Annotated in this window: 20 protein-coding genes; 14 read left to right on the forward strand and 6 right to left on the reverse strand. The window is 49.1% G+C overall.

Annotation, left to right across the window (positions count from 1 at the left end; all coding sequences use genetic code 11):
• Positions 1–85: 85 nt before the first annotated feature.
• The gene (fusA, locus tag ACFPK9_RS05715) at positions 86–2173 is read right to left on the reverse strand and encodes an elongation factor G (RefSeq protein WP_377093863.1); all 2088 of its coding nucleotides are present in this window, start codon (positions 2171–2173) and stop codon (positions 86–88) included.
• Positions 2174–2408: 235 nt separating this feature from the next.
• Between fusA and ACFPK9_RS05720 the strand changes: the two genes are divergently transcribed.
• Positions 2409–3359, forward strand: a complete 951-nt coding sequence (locus tag ACFPK9_RS05720) for a C1 family peptidase (RefSeq protein ID WP_377093865.1) — start codon at positions 2409–2411, stop codon at positions 3357–3359.
• Between the two features lie 326 nt (positions 3360–3685).
• Positions 3686–4951 (forward strand): NTP/NDP exchange transporter, encoded by a 1266-nt coding sequence (locus ACFPK9_RS05725; RefSeq protein WP_377093866.1) that lies wholly within the window; start codon positions 3686–3688, stop codon positions 4949–4951.
• 5 nt (positions 4952–4956) lie between these two features.
• Here the strand turns inward: ACFPK9_RS05725 and ACFPK9_RS05730 are convergent, their stop codons facing one another.
• A complete protein-coding gene (locus tag ACFPK9_RS05730) occupies positions 4957–5808 on the reverse strand; it encodes a helix-turn-helix transcriptional regulator (RefSeq protein WP_377093867.1) in 852 nt (283 codons plus the stop codon).
• Between the two features lie 165 nt (positions 5809–5973).
• Here ACFPK9_RS05730 and ACFPK9_RS05735 point away from each other — a divergent pair, with 165 nt between their 5' ends.
• The 10 genes from ACFPK9_RS05735 (at position 5974) to ACFPK9_RS05780 (ending at position 22335) form a co-directional block, all read left to right on the forward strand.
• Positions 5974–7707, forward strand: a complete 1734-nt coding sequence (locus ACFPK9_RS05735) for a Na/Pi cotransporter family protein (protein WP_377093868.1) — start codon at positions 5974–5976, stop codon at positions 7705–7707.
• Positions 7708–7899: 192 nt separating this feature from the next.
• Positions 7900–8586, forward strand: a complete 687-nt coding sequence (locus ACFPK9_RS05740; RefSeq protein ID WP_377093869.1) for a response regulator — start codon at positions 7900–7902, stop codon at positions 8584–8586.
• Positions 8587–8625: 39 nt separating this feature from the next.
• Entirely contained in the window at positions 8626–9867 is a 1242-nt protein-coding gene (locus tag ACFPK9_RS05745) for an ATP-binding protein (RefSeq protein ID WP_377093870.1), read from the forward strand.
• Positions 9868–10005: 138 nt separating this feature from the next.
• Positions 10006–10824 carry a phosphate ABC transporter substrate-binding protein gene (locus ACFPK9_RS05750; RefSeq protein WP_377093871.1) on the forward strand — a complete coding sequence of 273 codons (819 nt, stop codon included), beginning with the start codon at positions 10006–10008 and terminating at the stop codon, positions 10822–10824.
• A gap of 132 nt (positions 10825–10956) precedes the next feature.
• Positions 10957–12930 carry a phosphate ABC transporter permease subunit PstC gene (gene pstC, locus ACFPK9_RS05755; RefSeq protein WP_377093872.1) on the forward strand — a complete coding sequence of 658 codons (1974 nt, stop codon included), beginning with the start codon at positions 10957–10959 and terminating at the stop codon, positions 12928–12930.
• A 41-nt stretch (positions 12931–12971) separates the two neighbouring features.
• Positions 12972–15101, forward strand: a complete 2130-nt coding sequence (locus ACFPK9_RS05760; protein ID WP_377093873.1) for a PstA family ABC transporter permease — start codon at positions 12972–12974, stop codon at positions 15099–15101.
• 130 nt (positions 15102–15231) lie between these two features.
• A complete protein-coding gene (gene pstB / locus ACFPK9_RS05765; RefSeq protein WP_377096565.1) occupies positions 15232–16026 on the forward strand; it encodes a phosphate ABC transporter ATP-binding protein PstB in 795 nt (264 codons plus the stop codon).
• Between the two features lie 36 nt (positions 16027–16062).
• Positions 16063–16761 (forward strand): phosphate signaling complex protein PhoU, encoded by a 699-nt coding sequence (gene phoU, locus ACFPK9_RS05770; RefSeq protein ID WP_377093874.1) that lies wholly within the window; start codon positions 16063–16065, stop codon positions 16759–16761.
• Between the two features lie 115 nt (positions 16762–16876).
• Entirely contained in the window at positions 16877–20356 is a 3480-nt protein-coding gene (locus ACFPK9_RS05775; protein WP_377093876.1) for a translocation/assembly module TamB domain-containing protein, read from the forward strand.
• Positions 20356–22335 carry a BamA/OMP85 family outer membrane protein gene (locus tag ACFPK9_RS05780; protein WP_377093877.1) on the forward strand — a complete coding sequence of 660 codons (1980 nt, stop codon included), beginning with the start codon at positions 20356–20358 and terminating at the stop codon, positions 22333–22335. The genes ACFPK9_RS05775 and ACFPK9_RS05780 overlap by 1 nt, the downstream gene beginning before the upstream one ends.
• Before the next feature lie 81 nt (positions 22336–22416).
• Here ACFPK9_RS05780 and ACFPK9_RS05785 read toward each other — a convergent pair whose 3' ends face one another.
• Entirely contained in the window at positions 22417–23547 is a 1131-nt protein-coding gene (locus ACFPK9_RS05785; RefSeq protein ID WP_377093878.1) for a citrate/2-methylcitrate synthase, read from the reverse strand.
• Positions 23548–23701: 154 nt separating this feature from the next.
• Here ACFPK9_RS05785 and tsaB point away from each other — a divergent pair, with 154 nt between their 5' ends.
• Complete coding sequence (gene tsaB, locus ACFPK9_RS05790; RefSeq protein WP_377093879.1) at positions 23702–24379, forward strand: tRNA (adenosine(37)-N6)-threonylcarbamoyltransferase complex dimerization subunit type 1 TsaB; 678 nt, start codon at positions 23702–23704, stop codon at positions 24377–24379.
• A gap of 15 nt (positions 24380–24394) precedes the next feature.
• Here the strand turns inward: tsaB and rnhA are convergent, their stop codons facing one another.
• Positions 24395–24865 carry a ribonuclease HI gene (gene rnhA / locus ACFPK9_RS05795; protein WP_377093880.1) on the reverse strand — a complete coding sequence of 157 codons (471 nt, stop codon included), beginning with the start codon at positions 24863–24865 and terminating at the stop codon, positions 24395–24397.
• Between the two features lie 25 nt (positions 24866–24890).
• Here rnhA and trmD point away from each other — a divergent pair, with 25 nt between their 5' ends.
• Positions 24891–25601 carry a tRNA (guanosine(37)-N1)-methyltransferase TrmD gene (trmD, locus tag ACFPK9_RS05800; protein WP_377093881.1) on the forward strand — a complete coding sequence of 237 codons (711 nt, stop codon included), beginning with the start codon at positions 24891–24893 and terminating at the stop codon, positions 25599–25601.
• 91 nt (positions 25602–25692) lie between these two features.
• On the opposite strand, the gene ACFPK9_RS05805 is transcribed toward trmD, so the two are convergent.
• Together ACFPK9_RS05805 and ACFPK9_RS05810 are read right to left on the reverse strand one after the other, a co-directional pair.
• Positions 25693–26043, reverse strand: coding sequence for a putative signal transducing protein (locus ACFPK9_RS05805; RefSeq protein ID WP_377093882.1), 351 nt, complete (start codon positions 26041–26043; stop codon positions 25693–25695).
• Positions 26044–26047: 4 nt separating this feature from the next.
• Complete coding sequence (locus ACFPK9_RS05810; RefSeq protein ID WP_377093883.1) at positions 26048–26725, reverse strand: hypothetical protein; 678 nt, start codon at positions 26723–26725, stop codon at positions 26048–26050.
• Positions 26726–26863 lie beyond the last annotated feature (138 nt).

A 26863-nucleotide genomic window follows, 5' to 3' on the forward strand; every position in this document is an offset into this window, starting at 1 on the left:
AACGCCCCTTGTGAGCGCACAATAAAAAGCGGCCGACGAAATTAATCGTCGGCCGCCTTGTTTTAAAATCTAAGATTTAGAGAAATTACTTAGCGTTACGCTCAGCAGCTTCTGCAATCACCTTCTCAGAAACATTCTTCGGACATGGTGCGTAGTGGGAGAACTCCATGGAGAACTGACCACGACCTGATGTCATTGTACGAAGATCACCGATGTATCCGAACATTTCAGAAAGCGCTGCTTCAGCCTTAATGCGAATCACACCAGATGGAGTCGTATCTTGAGACTGAATCATGCCGCGGCGACGGTTAAGATCGCCGATCACATCACCGACTTTTTCCTCAGGAGTAAAGACGTCAAGCTTCATGATTGGCTCAAGAATCTGTGGTCCAGCCTTTGGAATAGAAGCACGGTACGCTGCCTTTGCTGCGATCTCGAATGCTACTGCAGAGGAGTCAACTGCGTGGAAACCACCGTCAGTAAGAGTCACCTTAATGTCTTCCATTGGGTAACCTGCAAGCACACCTTGGTCCATAGAAAGTCTGAAACCTTTCTCAACTGCTGGCCAGTATTCCTTAGGAACATTACCACCAACAACGGATGATTCGAAAAGGAAGCCTGAACCTGCTTCACCTGGCTCGATCGTGTAATCAATCTTACCAAACTGACCAGAACCACCAGACTGCTTCTTGTGTGTGTAAGAATCAGAAATTGTTTTAGTGATTGACTCACGGTAAGCAACCTGAGGAGCACCTACTGTTACTTCTACACCGTGTGTACGCTTAAGAATATCCACCTTAATGTCGAGGTGAAGCTCACCCATACCTTTAAGGATAGTTTCGCCTGAATCTTCGTCAGTTTCAACATAGAAAGACGGATCCTCAGCGACCATTTTACCAATAGCCACACCGAGCTTCTCCGCATTCACTTTGTCTTTTGGAGCAACAGCCATGGAGATAACTGGATCTGGGAACACCATTGGCTCAAGTGTCGCTGGAGACTTAGGATCACAAAGCGTGTGACCTGTCTGAGTGTTTTTAAGACCTACAAGCGCAATGATGTCACCTGCTTGCGCAGAGTCGAGCTCTGTACGCTGATCAGCGTGCATCTCAACAAGACGACCAACACGCTCAGTCTTACCTGTAAAGCTGTTAAGAACAGTATCACCCTTCTTAAGCACACCTGAGTAAATACGAGTGAATGTAAGCGCACCGAACTTGTCATCCATAATCTTGAATGCAAGAGCACGGAGAGGACCATCAGTAGTTACTGTAGCAAATTTACCTGTCTCGTTACCTTCTGGGTCAACTTCAGGCTGAGGATCTACTTCTGTCGGGTTAGGAAGGTAATCAACAACTGCGTCAAGAACGAGCTGAACACCTTTGTTTTTGAAGGAAGAACCACAGTATGTAGGGAAGAAGTCAAGAGCGATAGTTCCCTTGCGGATACAACGCTTGATGTCTTCCATGCTTGGCTCATTACCCTCGAGGTACTCCATCATGAGTTCATCATCCTGCTCAACAGCAGTTTCGATGAGTTGCGCACGGTATTCCTCAACTTTGTCCACCATGTCAGCAGGCACGTCTTGGATCTCGTAGTTTTCAGGCTGACCAGAGTCATCCCAAACCCATGCCTTGCGAGTAAGAAGATCAACAACACCTACGAAGTCGGACTCGATTCCGATAGGGAGAACCATCACAAGTGGCGTAGCACCGAGAATGTTCTTCACCTGATCAACCACGCGGTAAAAATCACCACCGATACGGTCGAGCTTGTTTACGTAGATAACACGGGAAACTTCGGACTCATCAGCATAACGCCAGTTAGTTTCAGACTGAGGCTCAACACCACCAGACGCACAGAAAACACCAACACCACCATCGAGAACCTTAAGGGAACGGTAAACTTCAACAGTGAAGTCAACGTGTCCTGGAGTATCAATGATATTGAAACGGTGGTCTTTCCAGAAGCAAGTAGTTGCTGCTGACTGAATAGTGATACCACGCTCAGCTTCTTGTTCCATGAAGTCAGTTGTGGACTCACCATCGTGAACCTCACCGATCTTGTGGATTTTGCCTGTAAGAGACAGGATACGCTCTGTTGTAGTGGTCTTACCCGCATCAACGTGCGCGAAGATTCCGATGTTTCTGTATTTGGATAGATCTGTAGCCATTTGAATGGTCCTTTCGTGTTTCGACCCTAAATAGGTTAGTGCCGAGTTACTTGCAGCGCTGCTTACATCGCCCCCAACCATTTGGCAATCACTCTATGCGAATTTCATAAAAAAAACTCCATAGACTTCCGTAATCACCAGCTTCACCCCTCTCAATATCTTGAGCCTAGATCTTAGGTGCTCAGTAAGAGCAAAATAGATCCAGCCCCCACCTAAACAGTCAAGCCAACTCACCATGACATTTACCGAAGGACACAAAAGATACTTCACACTCACAGCTCCAAGCTCCACAGTCCAACTCGTGCTCCAAGGTATCGCCATATGTCTCACTCTACTCTGCACTACTCTGCATTCCAACGCACGCGACTATTGGAATCATAAGATCGATCAAGACAATGTCGGCTCCTGTCACAGTTTCGCTACCCTCGCACTTATCGAAGCCGAATTCTGGAAAGCCACAGGCAAACACATAGACCTTTCCGAGCGTGAACTCTTCGTCCGCCACTATCTAAAAGATTACGGATCTTTTGACAAAATGATCGCCAGCCAGCTCGAACGCGCCACCCGCCGCACCGTCGAAGTCTACTACAAAGAGTCCGGCCATATCAAAGACGACTTCAAACTCCTCCAACAACACGGAGTCAGCCTTGAAAAAGACCTCCCCTACTCCTCGTTCTTTAAACTCGATCTCCCCATGGCCATGCGCAACCTGCGCCATGCTAGACATGCCGTCACCCGAGAAATGTTTCTCAGCCGCAAAGCTGAAACTTGGAACACCACTAAGAAAGAACAAGTCCTCACCAATCACACTAATCTCCGTTCCACCACCAACCTCCGCTCCATTTTCACCCTCCCCAAGCCCACAACGACCCACGAACATGTAAAGCAATTTTGCTCCAACTACAGCCTCAGAAAACTCACACCAAAAACTACCCCGCTCGCTAAAAAAATCATCATCCAGCAACTCCACATCAGCCCAGTGGCCGTAGATGTCAGCAACTACCAAGAACTCACGCGATCTAACACTCACGTGCTTTACGAGCGCCACAGTTTCGTTGTGAGCCAATACCACCCAAAAAACGACAGCTTCACCATCCGCAGTTCAACCACTGGCGATGGCAAGCAAGTCAATGCCAACGCTCTGGCGCGCGGCTGCTACCAAATCTATTTTCTTGAGAAAAAATAGATCAAATGTGGATTTTGGACACATAGTCATGGATAAAGTGTAGATTTCTCCCTCGTATGCTAGACATGAATCCACTCAATTACATGCCACATACACGACCCAACATGCATTCACTTGCACAATTTTTCATGCACCCATCCCACACTGTCACCCACAACACGAGTCAGCAGATACCCACTGACTCAGCGATGGCCTTGCACTGCGTGATCAGCAACACTCTTTTTTAATATCTCTCGTGTGTGATTAGAGAGCGTGGCTCGTCCGAAACTCACAAGTTGACGCGCCACGCTCTCGCTCTATAAAGCTCTAACTTCTCCTTACTTTAAATGTCCAAAGAAAACTGGTTCACGCGTCTCACGCAAATTAAACCCCACGAGGTCCTCACCACCCTCCTAGCATTCCTTTTCATCTTTATCCTGATGTCTTCGTATAACATCGTTAAAAATGCGAGGGACATACTGCCAAGTGATTGGGGGGACACAAGCCGAGCTATCCAGTGGAGTTACACCTTCCTTGCCTCCACAATTGCCGTATCGATCTACAATTTCTTCGCATCTAGGACCTCCCTCAAACGCTTAGTTCCATCGGCCTTTGTACTTTTCGCCCTCAGCTTTCTGGCTATTTATACAGCTTTTAGCCTAAATTTTGACGGAGCCATACTAGGTAAAGTTTTCTACTGCTGGAGTAGTGTATTTAGCCTCTTTCACTTATCTGTATTTTGGAGTTACATCTCACAACATCACACTAAAGAGCAAAGTAAACGCCTCTTCGGATTCATCAACACTGGCGCCAGCTTAGGTGGCATCATTGGCCCCTCCATCATGATCATTTTTCCGGAGAACATGCAGCTCCAGAACGTCCTATTAGTCACAGCCATGGCTCTCTTAGCGGTCCTACCTATTATCTACATTCTCAACCGAAAATATGAAGATGTAGAATTCAAAGATGATAGCCAAACAAAGCTAAGCCCCAACCCGTTTTCAGGTTTCAGCGAATTAATCACGCATAAGCGCCTTCTTGGCATCGCTGGATTCATATTCCTCTACTCAGGAATTAGCACATTCTTTTACGTCACCCAGAGCGATCTACTTGCTGACCATGTCAAGGCAGAAAGGACTGAACTCCTAGGCTGGCTCGACCTCGTTACTAACGGCCTCACTATTCTATTGGGAATTTTCGCAGCGAACCGCATTGCTCGTAAATTTGGACTCTCCACCTCACTCTCCATAGTCCCTATTGTAACTGCGGTCTTACTGGTGGTTCTCTCAATGAACCCGGCAGTTCTCCTCGTCTTGGCTCTCCAAGTACTCAGAAAAGCGGGTAACTACTCGATCACTCGCCCTGCTCGCGAAATCCTCTACACTGGAGTCGACAAAGAAGCGCGCTTCAAAACCAAACCAATCATCGATGTTGCTGTTTACCGCGGAGCCGATGTGTTCTGGATTTGGACTCTCGCATTCCTAGGTGACGGCTTCCTCAACTTAGGACTCTCTTCCAAATTACTCGTAGGAGCGGGAGTCGCAGTCATCTGGGGACTCCTCGGTATCTACCTCGGTAGAAAGCACGAGAAAGAAGAATACGAATCAAATTAAGATCCCTACATCCGCATCGCCGAAGGACTGATTCCATTCAGTTTCTTAAACGCCTTGGTAAAGCTGTGACTATCAGCATAGCCCAGTTGCGCGGCGATGTTGGCAATCTTCATTTGGGTGGCCCCTAATAAATAGCGTGCCTGCCGCATACGCAGGTAGGCAAGTTGCTGCATCGGGCTGCGCCCAAATTGCTTTTGGCAGAGCCGTCTGAGTTGCTCCTTACTCAATTTAGCAATCGTTGCCATCTCCTCCAAACTCCAGGCGTATGCTAAACGTTTTTCAACCGCCATCCAGAGATGCCACACCCTCTCATCCTCGACCTTGGGTTGAGAAAAATGCAGCACATATTTATGAATCAGCTCTACCCACAAATTCTGCGCTGACAAGCACTCCCCCGATTCACATGCATCGTGCAAACCAACAATCGCATGATACAGCGGAGACACCGCCATCTTTCCCGATATTGGTGACATCGCAGTCACTACCGGTCGCGATCCAGCATCCTCTAAATATTTCACCCACACAAAACCCCATTCTCGTCCCTCTACTGCCTGAATGGAGTTAAACGCATATGGTGGAAGCAAACAGGCACTTCCATTCTCCAAGATCACCCACTCGCCATCAATCAACACTTTCCCCACTCCTGAGTACGTCGCCACTAAGCAACTGCCTGATTGATACGATCGTGTCAGTTCGTACGGAAAATCCGTCACTTGGCACCCAGTGTGCGCAATTCGATAATGCCACAAGAGCGAACAAGCTAGCTCGCCCACCAAACGAGCATCATTTTTATCGCCAGCTACGAGTATGCGTTCACGTATCCCATCTCTAACATCATTATCACCTAATCCCTTCACTATAGCCTTCTACAACCCTTCTCGCACAATGAGCAAGCCCTACTCATTCAAAACGTCATTTCATTTTCTCCTCTGACTTTAGGCTTCCACCTTGACAGAGGCCTACTGAGTCGCCAAACCCCGTGAATCAAATTGTGACGGAATCGTCACACAACCACCTAACAGATGCTCACTCTTCTCACGATCCTCGGCGCACTCGGCATTTTCCTCTACGGCATGAAAGTCATGTCAGAAGGCATTCAAAAAGTCGCTGGAAACGGCATGCGCCGCGCGCTGGCAACCATGACGAAGAACCGCTTCAGCGCGGTACTTACAGGACTTTTCACCACCAGTCTAGTCCAATCCTCCTCTGCCACCACTGTTCTTGTCGTTAGCTTTGTCAATGCGGGCCTCCTCACACTCATTGAGTCTATTGGGGTAATTATGGGAGCGAACCTAGGAACCACTATCACCGCCTGGATCGTCGCTACTATCGGTAAATTTAGCGTATCAAAAGTAGCCCTCCCAATCATCGGCATTGGCCTCCCGATGTTCTTTGCCAGCAAAGGAAAATGGAAATCTTACGGCGAGGTCTTCATTGGTTTCGGCCTGCTCTTCTTTGGTCTTGGCGAACTTAAAGCAGCTGTCCCCGACCTCAAAGGAGCGGTCAACTCTGGAGACATGGCAACCATTGAACTGCTCCAGTCCATTGTCACTTGGATCCAAGGCACTGGTTTCGCTTCCGTCATTTTATTCATGATCGCGGGAATTTTTCTCACCCTCACCGTTCAGAGCTCCTCTGCCGCCATGGCCATCACCATCACCTTTGCTATGAATGGCTGGTTAGGCGACGACCCACTTGTCGCCTTCAGAAACTCAGCCGCCATCGTTCTCGGCGAAAATATCGGCACCACCATCACCGCTTGGCTCGCCTCGCTTGGTGCTAACATTAATGCCCGCCGCGCAGCACGCGCCCACCTCATTTTCAACATGATCGGCGTCGTCTGGATGCTCGTCATTTTTAACCTCTTCACCGGCTTCGTCTGGTCATTTGCCGACCTTCTCCCCGATTCTCTAAAGAGCGCCAAACAAGACTTTGGAAAATCAGAAGTCGCCTTCGCTACCGCGGTCTTCCACACCAGCTTTAACCTGATCAACATCGCAATGCTCGTCTGGTTTGTCCCGCAAATCGCCAAACTCGTCGAACACCTCATTAAAGACACCGACGATGCTGAAGCTGCCCCCAATCGCCTCAAATACATTTCTCAGTCCCTTGTCGACCTCGGTGAACTCAATATCGTAGAAGCCGAACGCGCTGTCTCAAGTTTAGCCAATCATTGCTCTGAAATGTTCCGAGGATACATCCACGTTTTCGAAAATCCAGAAGAAGACATGGGCGAACAGGTCAAAAAACTTAAAGCCATGGAAGACGAAGCAGACCTCATGATGCATGACATCACCGAGTACCTCGTCAGCTGTACCTCACAAGAAACCTCGCCTCACCTCTCGGAACGCATCACCGGCCTACTTCGCATCACCGCCGAACTCGAAGAATGCTCAGACGCCATCTACCGACTCATAAAACTTGCCGAGCGGAAATACAAAAAAGGCCGCCTTTTCAGCTCAGAACAATCTGGCTCGATTCGTGAGCTCGCTAACCAAATTGGCGAATACCTCGCATTCACTGAAGAAAGCCTGCTAAAACCATCTAGCTCCGAGATGACCGAAAAAGCGGAGCAATTCCGTGAAGAAGTTAGCGCCCTCACCAAAAACTTCAATAAAGCCGCAATGAAACGCATGCCAAAAGGCAATGTGAAAGTGGAAATGCTTAATATTGACACGAACAACCAACTCAATGTCATTGCCAACCACCTCCTCCACGTGAATCAAACCGCAGCAGAAGTCAGCCCGGTAATGTAAGTAATCTACTATGATTACCCCCTTTGTGACAAAACTGCCACCGTCACATATTCGTCATAAGCCGAGTTGATCATTAGATCAGCATCGGCTTTTTATTTTTACTCCATCCACCTCAACAGCAATTCTAGAACAATAATGCTGTAGCGGCCTACACTAGCCAGCAATTCAACAAAAACGACACCTCACACTCCTATGCAAAAAATTCTCATCATTGAAGACGAAGTAGATATCGCGGAACTCATTTCCTTCAATTTACAACGTAACCAATTCGACACAATCACCGCGCATGATGGCCTCGATGGCCTCAATAAAGCATTGAGCGTCAAACCTGACTTCATCATCCTCGACCTCATGCTCCCCGGCATGGATGGCATTTCCGTCAATCGCGAACTCAAGCGCGACCCACGCACGCGCAACGTCCCAGTCATCATGCTCACCGCCAAGGCGCAAACAGAAGACCGTATCACCGGCCTCGAATCAGGTGCTGACGACTACCTCACCAAGCCATTTAGCCCAAAAGAGCTCATGCTTCGCGTCCAAGCCGTCATCAAGCGCACATCGACTACGCGCAGCGGAACCGTCCTCGAGCTCGGACCATTTAAATTCGACAAAAACACCCTCAACTTTTACCTCGATGAACAAATCGTCGATCTCACCTCCACAGAGTTCAAACTCATGATCTTCCTCTGCGAGCGCGTTAATGCCCCACAAGACCGCAGCACACTCCTACGCGAGGTCTGGGGCTACAGTGATGACGTCCACTCTCGCACTCTCGACACCCACATGAAGCGCCTTCGCAAGAAACTCGAACCCCACGCCAACTATCTTGAGACTGTACGCGGCGTCGGATACCGCATCACTGACGAACCTGTAGCCTAGCACTACATACATTTTCAGCACCTTACCTAACCCCACCCTATGATTCCTGAAATTATCATCACGATTATTGCCACCTCGATAATCGTCTATCTCTTCATCCACCTCAAAACTCAGCGCCGTCGCCTAAACCTCCAGGTAAAAAGTGCGAGGACCCAACGAGACGAAGCCCGTAAAGAACTCGACGAGGTCATCCTCGACAACAAAGTCACCCTCGACGCCCTCGGTGACGCCTTCTTCGTCGTCACTCGCAACCTCGACATTAGGAAAACCAACTCACGCGCAAAAGAAATTTTCCGCAATCAAGAACTCACTGGCCGAAACCTGCCGGAAATCCTAATGAACCCCACCTTCACTGAGAATATTCAGCACATGATTCAGCTAGGGAAAGCCTCACAAAAAAAACTCACCCTCTCCGCCAGCAGCCACGCCCTCGGCGGGAATTCAACAGAAGGAGAAACCGCTTGGGTCATTCAAGTCACCCCTCTGCCGAACCATAAGGCAGACCCCCTCCACTGCATCATCCTCCGCGATGTCAGCACCGAGCACCGAACCGAGCAAATCCGAACCGACTTCGTCGCAAATGCCTCCCACGAACTGCGCACCCCACTCGCCATTATCAACGGTTACCTCGAAAACCTCATCGATGATGATGTACTAGAGGAACCTGAAATCTCTCGCCGCATTCTCATCACCATGCGCCGCCATGGCTCACGCCTCTCACGCCTAGTTGACGACATGCTCGTCGTATCCCGCTTAGAGTCAGGAGAAAGCGCTGCTCTCAACAGCGAACCATTTGACCTCATAGAATGCGCAGAAGACGTACTCGCACGCCTCGATCAACTTATCACCACCAGCAATGCCACAGTCATTCGCGAATACAAAGAACCTGAGCTCGTCATCACTGGCGATCGATTCTACTGGACTCAAGTCATGTTCAATCTCGTAGAAAACGCGATCAAGCAGAACCCTGAGCGCGAACTGAAAGTCACCATTGCCATAAAAAAACTCGGCAAAGAAAATATCCAAATCAAAATTAGCGATAACGGCATCGGTATCCCTTCATCCCACCTCCCATTCATATTCAAGCGCTTCTACCGCGTTGATAAACACCACACTCAATCTGATATCAAGGGCACTGGGCTCGGCCTATCCATCGTCAAACGCGCGATCGAAGCCCATAACGGCACTATCGAAGCCACCTCAAAACCAGGCATTCGCACCACCTTCACCATTATCACCCCCAGCACCCAAGCAAACCACCCAAACAACCAATCTCAATAAACAACACTATCCACTCATTGTAAGATAATTACAAATGTGACAACTTCGTTCCGCATTTCTTTTTGGCAGATCACCATTTTCACATGATTGTGCGAGCGCTCCAACGAAACCGGAGAAACAATTAACTAAATACTCACGATGAAATTCAACACAATCGTAAAAGCAATCGTAGCTGGCCTCGCAATCTCTGCAACAGCTTCCGCACAAACAAAACTCGTCGTAAAAGGCTCTGACACACTCGGCGCTAAAATGGTTCCTCAGCTTGCTGAAAAATACAAAGCAGACGGCAACAACGTTAGCTTCGAAATCGCAGCAGAAGGTTCTTCCACATGCTTTACTAACCTCCTCGCAGGCACAGCTGACTTCGGTATGTCTTCACGCGCTGTTAAGTCTTCAGAAAAAAATAACTTCTCCTCTGCAGGCAAAGACCTCGTTGAGCACGTTGCTGCATTCGACATGATGGCTGTAATCGTAAACGAAGCGAACGACGTCAAGGAACTCACTAAAGACCAAGTCAAAGGCATCTTCACAGGAACTATCACTGACTGGTCTGAAGTTGGTGGTAAAGCTGGTGAAATCAAAGCATTCACACGCAACACATCTTCCGGCACATACAAGTCATTCCAGAAGCTTGGAATGGACAACGTAGATTACGGTAAGAACACTCAGAAAATGGCTGGTAACGAGCAAATCGCTCAAGAAGTTGCTAAGAATGCTAACGGCATCGGCTACGTCGGCCTCGCATACCTCGGCAAAAGCGGCATCGCTCCGACTTCTATCGATGGAGTCCTTCCAGAGCCTAAGAACGCTGCTGATTACGCACTCTCACGTAAGCTTTACTACTACACAGTTGGACAACCAACTGGCGAAGTGAAGAAGTTCATCGACTGGGCAACTACTACTAAAGAAGCAGGTAAAGTCATCGACAAAGTTGGCTTCATCTCCCCAGTTAAGTAAGCTTTTTATTATCCGATTTATTCATAACACACAGGGATAATTTTGGGACACCGCACAGTGTTTAACTTGTGCGGTGTCCTCTTGACTAACTGAGGAATTTTTCGCTCTCTCCCCACCAAAAAAGTCGCACCTATGAAATCGAGCAAAAAAACAAATCCAGCCACCCCATTTTGTAAGCCAGGTGGCTTCAGACTATTTGGCCTGTGCAAACAAGACGCCATTAGATATTTCTTCGGCGGAAATGCGACTCTCGCCATCCTTGTGATCGGCCTCATCATTTTCTTCCTCGTTTACCACTCCTACTCATTCTTCCCGCAGTATAGAGACAAACTTGAACTCTATCGTAAATCTGGCCAAGAGTTCACCGACTTCGCCTCTGACCAACTCACTGCCCAAAAAGAACTTTCCTCACTCGCCATTCAAGCGCGTGAATACGAAATCCAATACCAACTCGGCCCTCTCTACCGCGTTCGTTCCATCCACGCAGAATTTAAACGTGATGTTTTAAAAGTCATTTCCTCTGAGCGTAAAGATTTCATGCGCGCTGAGTCTGCTCTCGAAGACCTCAAAGACGAAGAAACCAGCACACCCCAGCAAATCGCTGCAGCTGAAAAAAACCTTTCCGCAGCTCGCGAACGCCTGCAAGCAGCAGCCACTATCGCAGTCCAGGAGCTAGATTACAATAAGCTCGCCAACAAATCTTGGAAAACTGACAAACAGTATCTCGAGCCGATCCGCCAATCGGTAGTCGAAAGCATTGTTACTGGTGAATCCAACACAGCTTTTACAGATAAAATCAAAGCTGAGGAAAAAGCCAAAGTAGCCGCTCTCGACGAATCTAAGGCTTTCCAAGATATCGTCGCTGCCAGCGCCAGTTTCAAAGAACCACAGAGAGAATTCCAAAACTTTCTCTCCGAAATTCGCGAAATCGCTCGTACCAACAAAAGCCAGGCAGTCACCTATTCTTCCGCTGCAGCACGTAAAGAAGCCTTACTTAAAGGTGCCGAACTCGCAAACTCAGCAGAATCCCGCCAGCGCAATCTCATCGAGTCCCAACGCGTTCTCACTGTTGAACCTGACTACGCCTCGCTCAATGCTCCACTCTACGCCAGCCTTCCTAAGCACAAGGAAATGCTAGCAGAACTTTCTGCTAAAACAGCTGAAGGATTCGCTGTAATGCCCGACATCAAAGAGTTTGAATCGAAACTCGCGAAACGCCGTATTAATCAAATTTCTGATATTGAAAAAGACATCTTTAACCTCTTTGACGAGAAGCGCTCCGCCATGGAAACATGGGACCACAAAGAACCCATGAGCATGGGAACAGCGGTCACAGGGTTCTTCTTCGGCACCAAATGGGTCTCAAACTCCTCATGGCAGGATTTCTACGGAATCCTCCCTCTCCTCGCCGGTTCTGTCTGTGTCGCAGTTATTGCAGTCGTTCTAGCCATTCCATTCGCAGTCGGCGGAGCCATCTATGTCAACCGACTCGCCTCCCCAACTGAGCAGAAATTCGTCAAACCAATCATCGAATTCATCGGAGCTATCCCCTCCATCGTACTCGCCTTCTTCGGTGTAGTCGTTCTCGGAGAACTTATTCAGAACTACTCCCAAGAACCATGGCTCGCATGGATTCCAGGCTTCCCAGCCGAAGGTCGTCTAACCATTCTCAATGCTGGTTTCCTCCTCGCCTTCATGGCAATACCCACCATCTTCACCCTCGCAGAGGATGCACTGAACAACGTCCCTAAAGCATACAAAGAAGCTTCACTGGCACTCGGCGCCACACCACTCCAAACAGTAATGAAGGTAATCATTCCTGGTTGTGCATCAGGTATCATCGCCGCAGTACTCCTCGGCTTTGGCCGCATCATCGGTGAAACTATGGTAGTTCTCCTCGTCATGGGCGGCCGCATCGCCATTCCGAAATCAATCACCGACCCAGCCCACTCCATGACCGGCATCCTCGCCCAAGAAATTGGAGAAGTTGACGAAGGCTCACTCCACTGGGGCGCCCTCTTCATGGTCGGCCTCGTTCTCTTTATCATTGCTCTCACCCTCAACTACATCGCTCAGACTACACTCCGTAAGCTCAGCAATAAGTAATTCACCTTTCCTCTAACTAAGTTTTAACAGCAACAGACACCATGTCCGCTCCTCAACCAAAGCAGGCCAACCCATTCTGCAAATCTAAAGAGAACCGCAAGAAGAAGGAAAGCGTTGTACGCTCTCTCTTCATCTTTGCGACCTACTTCATCATCCTCTGCGCCTTCTGTATCTTTGGCGACATCATCATCAAAGGCGCCCCCGTCCTTCTCACCAAGGGCACCGACTTCCTCACCAGAAAGCCGCAAACACTCAACGTCCTCGAAGTCGAAAAAGCCGACAACATCCAAATCCCAGAAGAGAATTTCGATGCCATCCTGAGCACCAACGCACGGGTAGAAGAAGTCTTCGCTAACATCAAAGATATTGAGAGAGTCTTCAAATACACAGAATTCGAGGTCCAGCCAGGCTCCATTATCGGCGAAGGCTACCTCAAGAACCTCGAAAAACAAAATGACGACTTCTATCTGCGTTACGATGAACGTGACACTACCACTCCAGTCGCTTTCACACTAGACGCTGACAAACAATTCACCCTGAATGCTAACGAATTTGAAAGCTTCAAAAAGTTCGCACCAGAGCTCATCCCTGCAGAGGTCGAAACCAAAGAGCTAAACCTCTCTAAATTTAAAGTCACTGTCGCTCAAGGTGAATACCCAATGGGTAAGGCTGCCCACGACGCCCTTGTCCCAACTGACCTCATCTTCCAAATGCGCCAAACATTTGCCGATGACGAGCCAGACAAAATCAACCAAGTCGTCATCCCTGAGACCCAAACAATCACCATTGAATCAGGAGCCTTCTTCATGGCCTTTTCCGAAGATGAACGTGGAACTCTTCCTGTAGCATCACAAGAAACCATCCCGCAGAAGACCACTTTCTACAACTTCACCCTCCCTGCTGGTACACACACCCTCAGCCCGCAGGCTCTCGACATCATCTCCAGCAAGGGTGCAACCAGCCAGCACAACACGGCCAAGGGCTCTATTGTCTTCAACAACAAAAAGCCAATCAGCCTGCACGCCCCTGCCGATGAATACAAAACTCTCGTCTCAGAAAACCCTGGACTGGTCACCTCCAACGAAAAAGCAGTGGAAGAAGCCGAATCATATATCAGCTTCTCCATTACTAAAGACACTGAGCTCCGCCTCGATATCGAAGACTACGAAGCAATCAGCCTCGCTAACCAAGATACTGGAAAATTCCGCACCCTCAGTGAGAAAACACACTCCTACTCAGGTGGTGGTATTCTCGGGCCGATCGTTGGTACCGCCCTCCTCGTAATTATCTGCATGATCGTAGCTCTCTTCACCGGGATCGCTACATCAGTCTACCTCAACGAATACGCGGCCCAAGGCAACTTCATTAAGTCGGTTCGCCTCGCCATGCTCAACCTCGCCGGTGTCCCATCTATCGTATTCGGTCTCTTCGGCCTCGGTCTCTTCGTAATTCTCGCGCCGACCATCACCAGCACGCCAAATGCAGAAAGTAAGTTCATCATTCCACTCGTACCGATCGCCAGTGAACCAGGCCAACGTGAAATCGAGAATAAGAAAATTTACGTAGAGACTGAAGAAATGAAAACCTCAGAGCTCGCCGATAAAGCTTCAGCAGCCAATAGTACCCTCTTCTACGATGGCTGGACATATATCTCCTTCCAAGGTTGGGGAACTTGTATGCTCGCTGGTGGCTTCACCCTCGCCATCATGGTGATGCCAGTCATTATCACCTCCTGTGAAGAATCACTGAGTGCCGTGCCGATGGGATTCCGAGAAGCATCTCTCGCCCTCGGAGCAACCAAATGGCAATCCATCCGCACCGCCGTCCTCCCATACGCCTTCCCAGGTATTCTTACAGCCTCCATCCTCGGCATCACACGTGTAGCAGGTGAAACAGCCCCGATCATGTTCACCGCTGCTGTTGCAGAACGCTCAGACCTGCCGTGGGAAGCCATTCACGAAACAGGCTTCGACGCATTCCTCGCATTCCTTCAACAATCCGTCCAAGCACTACCTTACCACATCTACACTGTTGCTGGCAGAATTCCACAATCAGAGTATACTGAACCTATGCAGTATGGCTCAGTGCTCGTCTTCATGATGATTGTCATGTCCTTTGCCGCATTCTCCGTCTGGCTGCGTATCCGCATCCGTAACAAGATCAAATGGTAACACCTCAAACTCACAAACAATTCTCACAGTTATGCCAACTCTAGAAGCCACCGCTGCCAAAGAAGCTATACAAACGGAAGCCAGCGCTCCACAGCAAGAAGCTCCCACCACACAAGCAACATCCACTCCTATGGAATCCATCCCTCAGCAGACACCTGCAGGTAAGACCATGATCGAGATCGACGACGTCTCCTTCAGCTACGACCTCGGAAAAACCAATACACTCCGCAACATCAGCCTCGAAATCCCGGAAAAACAGGTCACCGCATTCATCGGACCCTCAGGTTGTGGTAAATCCACTCTCCTGCGCTGTATCAACCGCATGAACGACCTCGTCGAAACTTCCCGCGTCACTACTGGCCAAATCCGCATCATGGGCCAAGACATCAACGCCAAAGAAGTCTCATCTATCGAGCTCCGCAAACAAGTTGGCATGGTTTTCCAGAAATATAATCCATTCCCAAAATCGATTTACGACAACGTCGCATACGGCCTCCGTATCCAAGGCATCAAAGATAAAAATACTCTCGATGAAGCCGTCGAGCGCGCCCTCAAAGGTGCCGCTCTCTGGGACGAAGTAAAAGACCGACTAAAAGACTCAGCCCTCGGCCTCTCAGGTGGTCAGCAGCAACGTCTCTGTATCGCCCGCACCACAGCAGTTCAACCAAAAGTCATTCTAATGGATGAACCTTGCTCAGCTCTCGACCCGATTGCTACCGCCAAAGTTGAAGAACTCATCACCGAGCTCCGTAAGGACTTCACCATCGTGATCGTCACCCACTCCATGCAGCAGGCTTCTCGTATCTCTGATAACACAGCCTTCTTCTACCTCGGTGAACTCATCGAATACGATCTCACTCAGAAAATTTTCTCCAACCCATCAGTCAAACAAACTGAAGACTATATCTCAGGTCGATTCGGCTAATCGATCTCACACATAATACCCCAACTCTAACTAAATATGGACACCGGCGGACACATCCTCAGCGACTTTAATACAGCTCTTAAGGAATTTAAAAATAAAACAGTCAGCATTGGCTGCCTCGCTCAACAAAATCTTGAGCGCTCGCTGCAAGGGCTTTTTGAACGCAACGCAACACTCTGTAATGACGTTATTGCAGAAGACGAAGACGTAGATCAGCTCGAGATCGAAATCGACGAGGCTGGCATGCTCCTCATGTCTAAGTACCGTCCATTCGCGAGCGACCTCCGTATCGTGGTGGCTTCAATGAAGATCACCAACAACATCGAACGTATTTCCGATCACGCAGTCAGTATCGCGAAACGCTCACGCAAGATTATTCGCAACCCTGAGTTACCTGAAGTCACCCTTATCGAACCAATCTTCCAACAAGCAAACAAGATGCTCACCGATGCTCTTGCCGCCTACGCTGATGGTGACCAAGAACTCGCTGCTACCGTTTTGCAAGCTAACCACGTCGTGGGGAAACTACACAAGAAAGCCACCAAGCAACTCACAAAATGCTTCGAAGGCGATACAGGTAAACACAAAGACTACCTCCACCTCTTGTTCATCTCACGTTGGCTCGAACGCGTAGGCGATCTTGCAGAAAATATTGCAGAAGACGTTATCTTCATGACCACCGCCACAGACATCCGTCACGGTGGTGAACTCCCTGAAGAAATCGCGACTACCTAAATTCAAGAACTACTTCCTTTTTCAAAAGACCACAGATCGCCCAGCGACTGTGGTCTTTTCTTTACCTATCCCCGACTTTTTTGCACAGTTGTCACACACTACCAGTGTAGTTCACATGGCCGAAAATTCTTCTCAATCATCACCACCAAAAAAGCGTAAATGGCCAAAGCGCTGTCTCTGGGTTTTCACCATACTTGTCGCCCTTCTTTGGGTCATCAACGGCCCAGTCGCACGAAAAGCCGCCCATTACGGCATCAATTATGCCTTGGCGAATCAGGGAATGACTGGCGACTGCACCGTCAAGGGCACTCTCGCCCACGGCTTCACCATTACTGACTTCGACTACATTGGATCTGCTGGGCTGCAAAAAATTCAAGTAGCTAAAGTTGATGCCGATTACCGGCTGTTACGCGAACTCATCCATGGCAAAATCCGCTCTGCCTCCATCTCGAATGCCATCATCATTCTAGACATCGATAAATTTGTCTCCTCCGAAAACAAAGAAGAGAGCCAGACAAAAATAAAAGACACCCTCAAGCTCATACGCCGCTGGCTTTATCAACCAGAAATCACCCTCAGCGAAATCGAGCTCACCCTCCTCAAATCCGAAAACCTTCTCGCCCACTTCACGCTCGGTCAGCTCCATCACGCAACCAATAGTAACACCTACCAACTCACTCACTTCCAAGCCAGTGATCGCTCAGAACGCAGCACCCCCGTGCAAGATGTCACTCTCACCTGGAATGACGGCAGCATCGACCTCACTCGTCTAGAAGTCCTCCCAGAAATCGCGATCAACTCTGCCCACTTTAATTGGCAAAACCACCTCTTCGGAAACGCCAACCTCCAATTCCTAAGCGCCACACTCGATATCGATGTCGACACCACTATCAACGCCGAACTCACCAGCGGCTACCTCGATGCCGAAACCATCCAGCAACGCTTCGCTATCGAACTACCTCTCGACTTTAAACTCAACCACATAGAAGCCACTTTCCACAACTGGCTCGCCCCCATGCAAAATTGGGAAATCACCTGCGCACTCGACCTCCCCAACATTTCCTACCAAGACTATCTCGCAGAAAATACCCGACTCGAGTTCAACCAACAAAATGCATCCTACCAGCTCGACCTTATAACCAACTTTAAGTCAGCCCCGATCAGCCTCAAGCTCGACGGAAAATGGCTCACCCCAGACGCCGATGCTTGGTGGGAAAGCACTGACGCGAACTACCAACTCGATTGCCCACGCACCGCCGACATCCAACAACTCATTCCTCAACTCCCCCAACAAATCGATCTCGCTGAAACCTCCATCAAACTCAATGGCTCCACCGCTCTCAAAGATCTTGAACTCCAACACCTCGACGCCAAACTCGTTCTCGACAAGGTCAAGGTCGGCGAAAAATTTCTCCCCCAACTAAAAGCAAAAGGGAATTACCTCCACAAAACACACGGTGAAATCATCTGCAGCTTCGAACAAGGCGACGACAGCCCCGTCAATGCAAAAGCCTCCTACAGCTTTGAAGAAGACAGCTACCAAATCGGTTTGGATATTGACGAATCCAATCCCGACTGGATCAACGCCATTCTCAAAACCTTCGACCTAAACGTCGCTCTCCAGTCTCCACTCAAACTCGACTGGCAAGGCACAGGCCGACCAAACCTTGAACATGCTCAGCACGGCTCGATTAATATCGAATCACTACACGTCGAAGCACCGAACGACCTGCTTTTTGATCTAGAAACCCAAGCCGAATACCACTGGCCAGAATCCCTCAAACTCACCACCTTTAAACTCCGTGAAGAAGACTTCCTGGCCACCGCCATTCTCGAGTGGGACGGCTCACTCCTCAAAATCCACCAAGGAAGTATCCATAAATCTGACAAAGCCATCGCCACTCTCACCGCCGAAATTCCCTATTCCCCCGAAATCACCAGCCTCGAAAAATTCCTCCAACAAGACACCAAGTGGCTGCTCGACCTCGATATCCAGCCACTCCGCATTCAGAAAATCAACGAATGGCTCCAGCTCCACCACATTAAACAGATTGCCGACCTCACTGGTACCGTTGCCCTCGGCCTCGACCTCGTCGGCTCGCCATCATCTCCAGACATCAAAGGCTACACAAAACTGGAAAACCTCCGAGGCATCGCCAATGAAGATCTAGCCCCACTTCATATGCTCGGTGAGTTCGCCTCAGCCGACCAACAACTCAGCTTTACAGGTGAATTGCTCGAAAACACCACCCAACGCGCTGAACTCCACGCCACCATCCCCTTTACGCCTCTCGAATGGGCCGAACAAGCAGACGACATCACCGCCATACTCCAAAACACAGAAGTTAAAGGCGCTTTAAAAATTCACACTTTACCACTCGACCGCGCCGCCCGCTTCGTCCCCCAACTCAAAACTATCAAAGGCACTCTCGACGGAGACGCAGTCATTTCCGGCAACCTCACAGACCCCAAGGTCCAACTAGACACCACTATCGACATTCCCATCATCGTTATCGAGGGAGATTCATTCGATGACATTAAAAATATAAAAATCGACCTAAAAGCGAACACCGATAGGCAAGTCGAAGCCAAACTCAATGCCTCAGTCAATGGCGCACAGTTAGAATCCAACGCCACAGCCGACTTAAGCGACTTCAAGAACCCAGAATTCGATGTCAGTCTAAAAGCCTCACACGCCATGGTTTTCCGCAATGACATGGTATCCATCAGAGCTAATGCCGACCTAAGACTCGCTGGTTCTCTAGAAGACGCCACACTCAGCGGCTCCATTGGAATTGTCGAGTCACTCTTCTATAAAGATATAGACCTTCTTCCCATCGGCGTGCCTAGCTCCGAAGTCGCAGCGGTCAAGCTCCCCAGTCTCAATTCGCAAATCATCAGCAATGAATTCGACATCCCTGAACCCTTTAACTCTTGGAAACTTGACCTCGGACTACGCTTCGAAGATCCACTCCTTATCCGAGGAAATATCGCCGGCGGTGAAATTGCTGGAGGAGTTAAAGCCTCTGGTACTCTCGCAACCCCAAAACTCGACGGAGCTATCACCGCTAACAAGGTCATCGCTAGACTCCCATTTAGCCAACTCCGTATCGATAAAGGACAACTCGAGTTCTCAGCTAAAGACGGCATCATCCCGAACATTGACATCCAAGGCTCCTCGACAGTCAGTAACTACGATGTCTCCATTTTCCTCTACGGTTCAGCATCAAAGCCCAAAGCCACTCTCACCTCCTTTCCTCCTCTTCCTCCACAAGACATCCTCACCCTTCTAGCAACTGGAGTCACAGCCTCCGGTCTGAGCAACAACACTGGCGCCGCCACTCTTCGCGCAGCCCAGCTCTTTCTCATCAAACTTAAACAAGAATCAGGAAGCGCGCGTGAAACTGCTGTGATTGAAAAACTAATAGGCCTGCTCCAGGAATTCGAATTCAACATCGACCAAACAGACGGTTTCACCGGTAGACAATACTCTTCTGCACGGGTCAAGCTCACCGATCGCTTCTACCTCTCTGCTCAAATTGACGACAAAAATCAAACCCGTGGGCTCCTTCTCTACGTCCTACGCTTCAGATAATGCGCTCATTTCTTACCACACTTCTACTCAGTTCATCCATTGCCAACGCTGCCAATGTGCAGCTCTCTGGTATCGATGAAAACAGCCGTGGAAAATACAGCATCGCATTAGAACCTCGACTCGTATTCATCAATGCTCGTCCAGCCACAAGCTGGCGAGCGGACGATGCCTCCTTCTTCCTCAAGCGCCTCCTCATCCGTGACGGCTACCCAGATGCACAAGTCAACTGGACCATTCAGGGCCAAACCATCAACCTCAAAGCCATTCCAGGAAAGCGCCTCTTTTATGGCACCGTCCACTCCAACCAAGAATCCATTCTCGATCAACAAACACTCACAAACTACTTCTACCAACCCATCGTCGATGGCGAACTCGCCAATATCGATAAACCTCCTTACATCGCAGAATACACCAAAAAAGGGGTTGAAAATGTAGAAAATTACCTCAAATCAAAAGGTTACTGGAATGCTCAAGTTAGCCTCATAAGCGAGAAACGCCAAAACGATACTGGCCGCGTCAATGTAAACATTAATATCCTTCAAGGCTCGCTCCATCACATTGCTAGACCAACCTTTCAAGGTATCGACTCGGCAACTGAGCAGGCCATTCTCAAAGAGATCGCGCAATACCTAGGTCAAGTAGCCACCACTGAAAATATCACAGCGATCAACTCCGCGGTAATTGAGTACTTCCGTAAAACCGGATTCCACTTTGCCACAGTCGATGTCCAACCCATCCATTCAGCCTCAAAAACCACCCTTGCTTTCATCATCAACCAAGGTCGACGCTACATCGTAGATGACATCAACGTCACCGGTAATGTCGACACTCAAACACGCCGAATCAAACGCCACTTCAATGATCTCCAAGGCAAACCCTACGATGCAAGTGAAGCCACCAAGGACACTGGCCGTCTTCTCAAAACTGGGATCTTCAAGAAAGTCGTCGTCACCCCCATCACTCATGAGGATGGAACCTTAGACCTCGATATCGAAGTCGAAGAAGGGGATTCGGTCACAACCAGAACCTACCTAGGCGCTGATTCTTACGATGGCTTCATCGCGGGACTCTCATACACTGACCTTAACTTCCAAGGAAAAATGTGGCAACTCAATGCCCGCGGAGAATACAGCGGCAGAGGCCTCCTTGGTGAAGTCGGCATCACCGAGCCTTTCTTCATGGGCGAACATATCAGTTTTAACTTCCGAGGATTTGCTCTCCAACGCCGACCCGAAGGTTATGATAAATATGAAATGGGTTTAGAAGGCTCATGGCTCTGGAACCCTAATGACATCTATTCACTCCGCGCCTACCTTGGAACCTCGATTGTCGACACCTCTTCCGTTGTCATGACTGATCAAGAGCTCGGACCGAAGGAATACCTCAACACCCGTATCGGTGCCATTAACAGCTTCGAATTCCGAGACAATCCCATCCTCCCAACTGAAGGCTATCACGGCCAAATCCTCACCGAATTCGGCAACATCATCGGCGATGCCACTTCTAACTATTTTAAACTAGAGCTCAACAATTCCTATCGCCACCACTTCGGCGAAAAACAATACCTTACGACTCGCTTAGATACAGGACTCATCTTGCCCCAAGACTCCGATGACCTCCCCATCGATAGACGCTTCTTTACCGGTGGAGCCAACACCATGCGTGGCTACGAAGAAGACGAGCTCGGACCGCGCTCGCAATCAGGTGACCCACTCGGTGGTGAAGCCTATTGGGTAGGAAGTGTCGAATTCATCAGAGAAATCACCGGCCCATTCCACCTCGGTATCTTCTACGATCTCGGCCAAGTCTACGAAGATTATTCTGACTTAAATTTCAGCAACCCAAGCCAAGCAGTTGGCCTTAGCGCCCGAATCCACCTCCCCATCGGCCCTATCCGTTTCGAATACGGCTATAACCTCGACCGTAAAGACTACGAGCCCAGCGGCGCCTTCCACTTCTCGATCGGAGCCAGTTTCTAAACGAAAACACCCCATTCCTAAGCTAGGAATGGGGTGTTGAAAATTGCTAAATCGGAGTACTAAATTCCTCGATTTGATCTCTTAGCGCTCGCTGATTGGTGGAACAGGAACTGTCGTTTCTGGCCCTACGTATTTGGTAAGCGGACGGTAGAGGCGGCTGTCTTGAAGTTGCTCAAGCACCTGTGCAGTCCAGCCTGACATACGCGCAATCGCGAAAATTGGCGTGAAGAGATCTGTTGGAATACCAAGCGAATAATACACAGTCGCGGAGTAGAAATCCACATTTGCATTGAGTCCCTTGCGCTCGCGCATGATCGTCGCAATGCGCTCAGACATGTTGATCCACTTGGACTCGCCAAGCTCTTCAGTAAGTTTGATTGCCATTTTCTGAAGGTGTGGAGCACGTGGATCGAGCACCTTGTATACGCGGTGACCGATACCCATGATCTTTTTCTTGTTCACTAGACAATCTTCAACAAAAGCATCTACTGCATCTTCGCTGCCAATTTCTTCAAGCATCTTGATCACACCTTCATTCGCACCACCGTGAAGTGGCCCCTTGAGAGTACCGATCGCAGAAGTCATTGCAGAGTAGAGATCGGAAAGAGTCGCGATAGTTACACGCGCTGAGAATGTAGAAGCATTCATGCCGTGGTCGGCGTGAAGAATGTATCCGATATCGAGCGTGCGAGCTTCCGCATCAGATGGGACTTCTCCATTGATGAGGTAAAGGAAATGCGCTGCTTCAGAAAGGTCTGTACGAACTGCTGGAAGCTCTTTGCCCTGACGAGCAAGGTGATAGTATGCCACGATCACAGGAGTCTTTGCTACCAGTGAAAGAGCAACCTCGCGGTTCACTTCGTGGTTTGGCTCACCGATCTCAGCACGCTTGTCAAAAATACCGAGCATTGAAACCGCCGTACGAAGTACGTCCATTGGTGTCGCGTCTACTGGAAGCGTTTTGAGGAAAGTAATGAGCTGCTCAGGAAGCTCACGATCGTTGCGAAGCTTTGTTTCAAACTGTGCTAACTCTTCAGCGTTAGGAAGACGGCCGTTGTGAAGAAGAAACGTGACTTCTTCAAAGCTACAATTCTCAACAAGATCATCAATATTGTACCCGAGATAGGACAACTTACCTGCGAGACCTTCAACCTTTGACAAGGCTGACTCATTCGCTACTACTCCTTCTAAACCTTTTGCGTAATCGCTCATAACTATTCTGGTGAAAATTTTTCAACTAACTAGGATATTAATCAGCTGACGCGAAAGAGAAAAACATAGCCGCAGCTAGATTCAAGAGCGAATCCATCAGATCTCAAAAGATTCTACATCCGCGGCATGAATATTATTCAAAGAACTGTTTACTGTGCCTAATATACTTGCCATCGAAACCAGCGTCACCGCTGCGAGCATCGCCCTATCCATTGGCGATGCCCCATGCACCTCAAAAAATTTTGAAAGCCACCGCCAACAAAACCAACTTCTCTTCCCTCCTCTGCAACAATTGTTAGAATTGCTTCCCGATGGAGAGAAACTCGATCTCATCATTATAGGTACAGGCCCCGGTTCCTATTCTGGCTCCAGAATTTCCATCGCAGCGGCTCAAGGCATTGCCGCCGCACATGCTTGTGATGTCGTCGGCCAGTCATCATTTCTGGCGACTAATACCTTTCTAGACAAACGCGAAGCCATCGCCGTCGGCGACGCCCGACGTGGCTCTTTTTTTATTGCTGAAGTCCCAAAGACGTCTCTCCCACAAGAACCAAAACTGATGTCTCGTGAAGACTTCGACGCGAAACTTACTCAAGAATCCCGAAGCATTTTCACCCTAGACTCAAACATACAGTTTGCGGACGGATCTAGCATCCCATTAGAACAGCCCACAGCTGAAAAACACATTCTAGCATGGCACATGCTCAGCCCTGAAGATCAAGCCGTACTCAGAAACACACCGCCTGCCCCGACCTACCTTCGAGCTCCTTTTATTACCAAAGCCAAACCAGGCCACCCACTGCTACGCGGCAAAGTCAACGAGCGTAAATAATTTAGACCTTTCAGCCTACGCACCTTCCTTAAAACCTTCATCCACTGGCAAGTTATCGCCTTCAGCACAGCCAAAGGCGAGTTCGTCACAGCGTTCATTCATAGGGTTTCCCGCATGCCCTTTGACCCAGGTCCAAGTCATCTGGTGTGATGCAGCCGCTTTCTCTAGCCGTTGCCAGAGTTCGGCGTTTTTCAGCGGCTTGTTCGGCCCACGTGACCAGCCCTTTTTCTTCCAACCATGAATCCACCCAAGTCGCATAGCATCAATCACATATTTCGAATCCGAAACCAGCTCAACCGCACACGGTTTTTTCAGAGCCTCTAGTGCCACAATAGCCGCCATCAGCTCCATCCGGTTATTCGTCGTCTTCGCAAATCCACCAGAAAGCTCCTTCTTGTGCTTTCCTGCTATCAACACAGCTCCATAGCCTCCTGGCCCTGGATTCCCCCTCGATGATCCATCTGTGTAAATCGTAACATTCTGCATTGCTCCCCTGCCGTAACCTCCACACTTGAAACTTCCAACTGGAAACTTCACTCTCCCGCACATGCGCATCGACATCCTCACGCTCTTTCCCGAAATCGCTCTCGCCCCGCTCAGTGAAAGCATCATCAAGCGCGCCCGCGAAAAGGAACTCGTCGAAATCTACGCACACAATCTACGCGACTGGGCGACTGGAAAGCACCGTAAAACCGATGAATACCTCTGTGGTGGCGGTCAAGGCATGCTACTCAAGCCAGAACCTATCTTTGCCGCTATCGAAGAACTCCAATCCGCTAACAGCAAAGTCCTCCTCATGACCCCCCAAGGAAAACCCTTCAAACAAGCCACGGCCCAAAGCTACTCCACAGCCGAACATTTAATCATCCTCTGTGGCCACTACGAAGGCGTCGACCACCGCGTCATCGACACCCTCGTCGATGAAGAAATCTCTATCGGTGACTATGTCCTCACCAATGGCGCCATTGCCGCCGCCGTCGTGACCGATGCCATCGTCAGACTTATCCCAGGCGCCCTGGGCGACGAACGCTCCCACCAAGAGGAATCATTCTCTGACCCAAACCTCCTAGAAGCTCCCGCCTATACTAAGCCTAACACCTTCCGCGACATGTCCGTTCCAGACGTCCTCCTCTCCGGAAATCACAAAAAAATCGCCGAGTGGAAAAAACAAAAAGCCCTCGAGCGTACCCAACAAAATCGTCCAGACCTACTACAAGACTAGCACCTCATTCGTGAGATTTGCTAAATTCGTGGTAAATTTTCCATCTCTCAGGCCTTTTGACAATCCCGAGCCTTTCGCGGCATCGAAGAACCTAACTCACCAAAAATTGGACAAAACCACAAAACGCCCAAACCAGTAGAGCCACAACCACAAACGTCCCCATCCAAATCACTAACTGCATCCCAATCGGACGTTTATAATTAACAGCCCCTCTTTCCTCATCGCCATTCTCATCACGCAAACTGCGAATCAGCTCTACAGACCTTTCATAATCTTCGTCATTCTGCACCCAAATTTCTGGATACACCTGAGTAAATGGCACCTCGCCAGCAGCTAGCTGCGCGTACTCATTCTTCACTAAAGTCTGAATTCCATCCTCCTCTAACACCGTACGATAGTACCCCACCATCGTCATATCTTGATCCTCGTAGACTTTTCGCATCGCTCTAATAATAACCAAAAATCACTGGAGGAACAATCACCTTCACATTCGGCACTCCCGCATTCTCCATACTTGCAATGCTGCTCACCACATCGTCCTCAAACTCGATCGTCAGTTTCTCCGTCTCCTCATACACAATATGTGAAAACTTACGATACACTTGACCCGTACTCGGATCCACCGTGTTGGTATACATTTTTCGCTCGCGCCCCTTAGAGTACTCCCACGTTCCAGTCATCCCATCTTTGGTCTGCTTGCTCTCCTTCTTTGTTGGTTCACCGATCGCCTGCGCCACCTCAGCAGCCGTCATCCCAATCGCTACCTCGCTATTCGCAATCAACTCCCGAATCTGCATTTCCCGCTCGTAATGCTTCTTTAAATTCTCAATAAATTTGGGATCTTTCGCTGCTAATTTCGAGGGAGAAACCCAACCAGTCACCAAGCTATGTGTCGCCTGCCCTTTGACCTTATACCCCTTATCAGTCATGCCCAAGAGTTGCAGTTTAGTATCAATGGGATACACCCCCAGACGCCTTCCACCCTTCTTTGTGGCAAACACAGTCGCTGGCTCCACTACTAACAGCTCGATCTTCTCACCCTCCAGTGAAACAACTTCAGCGTCCTTATCTAAATTAGAGGCATAGACAGGGCTCACCATCAGTAACAGAATTAACAGATACATCCTCATTCTCACACTATGCCCTAGATTTTCTCTCACGACAAACTCGATCTTCCGCGTAAATCGTCTCCCCATTGATTCAAAAATAAGATCGATCCCTACCAGAATTTCTGAGAAAAGACCTCAGCACAACCCCTCTCA

The organism is Rubritalea spongiae (genome assembly GCF_042652385.1).
In the GTDB taxonomy this organism is placed as follows: Bacteria; Verrucomicrobiota; Verrucomicrobiia; order Verrucomicrobiales; family Akkermansiaceae; genus Rubritalea; species Rubritalea spongiae.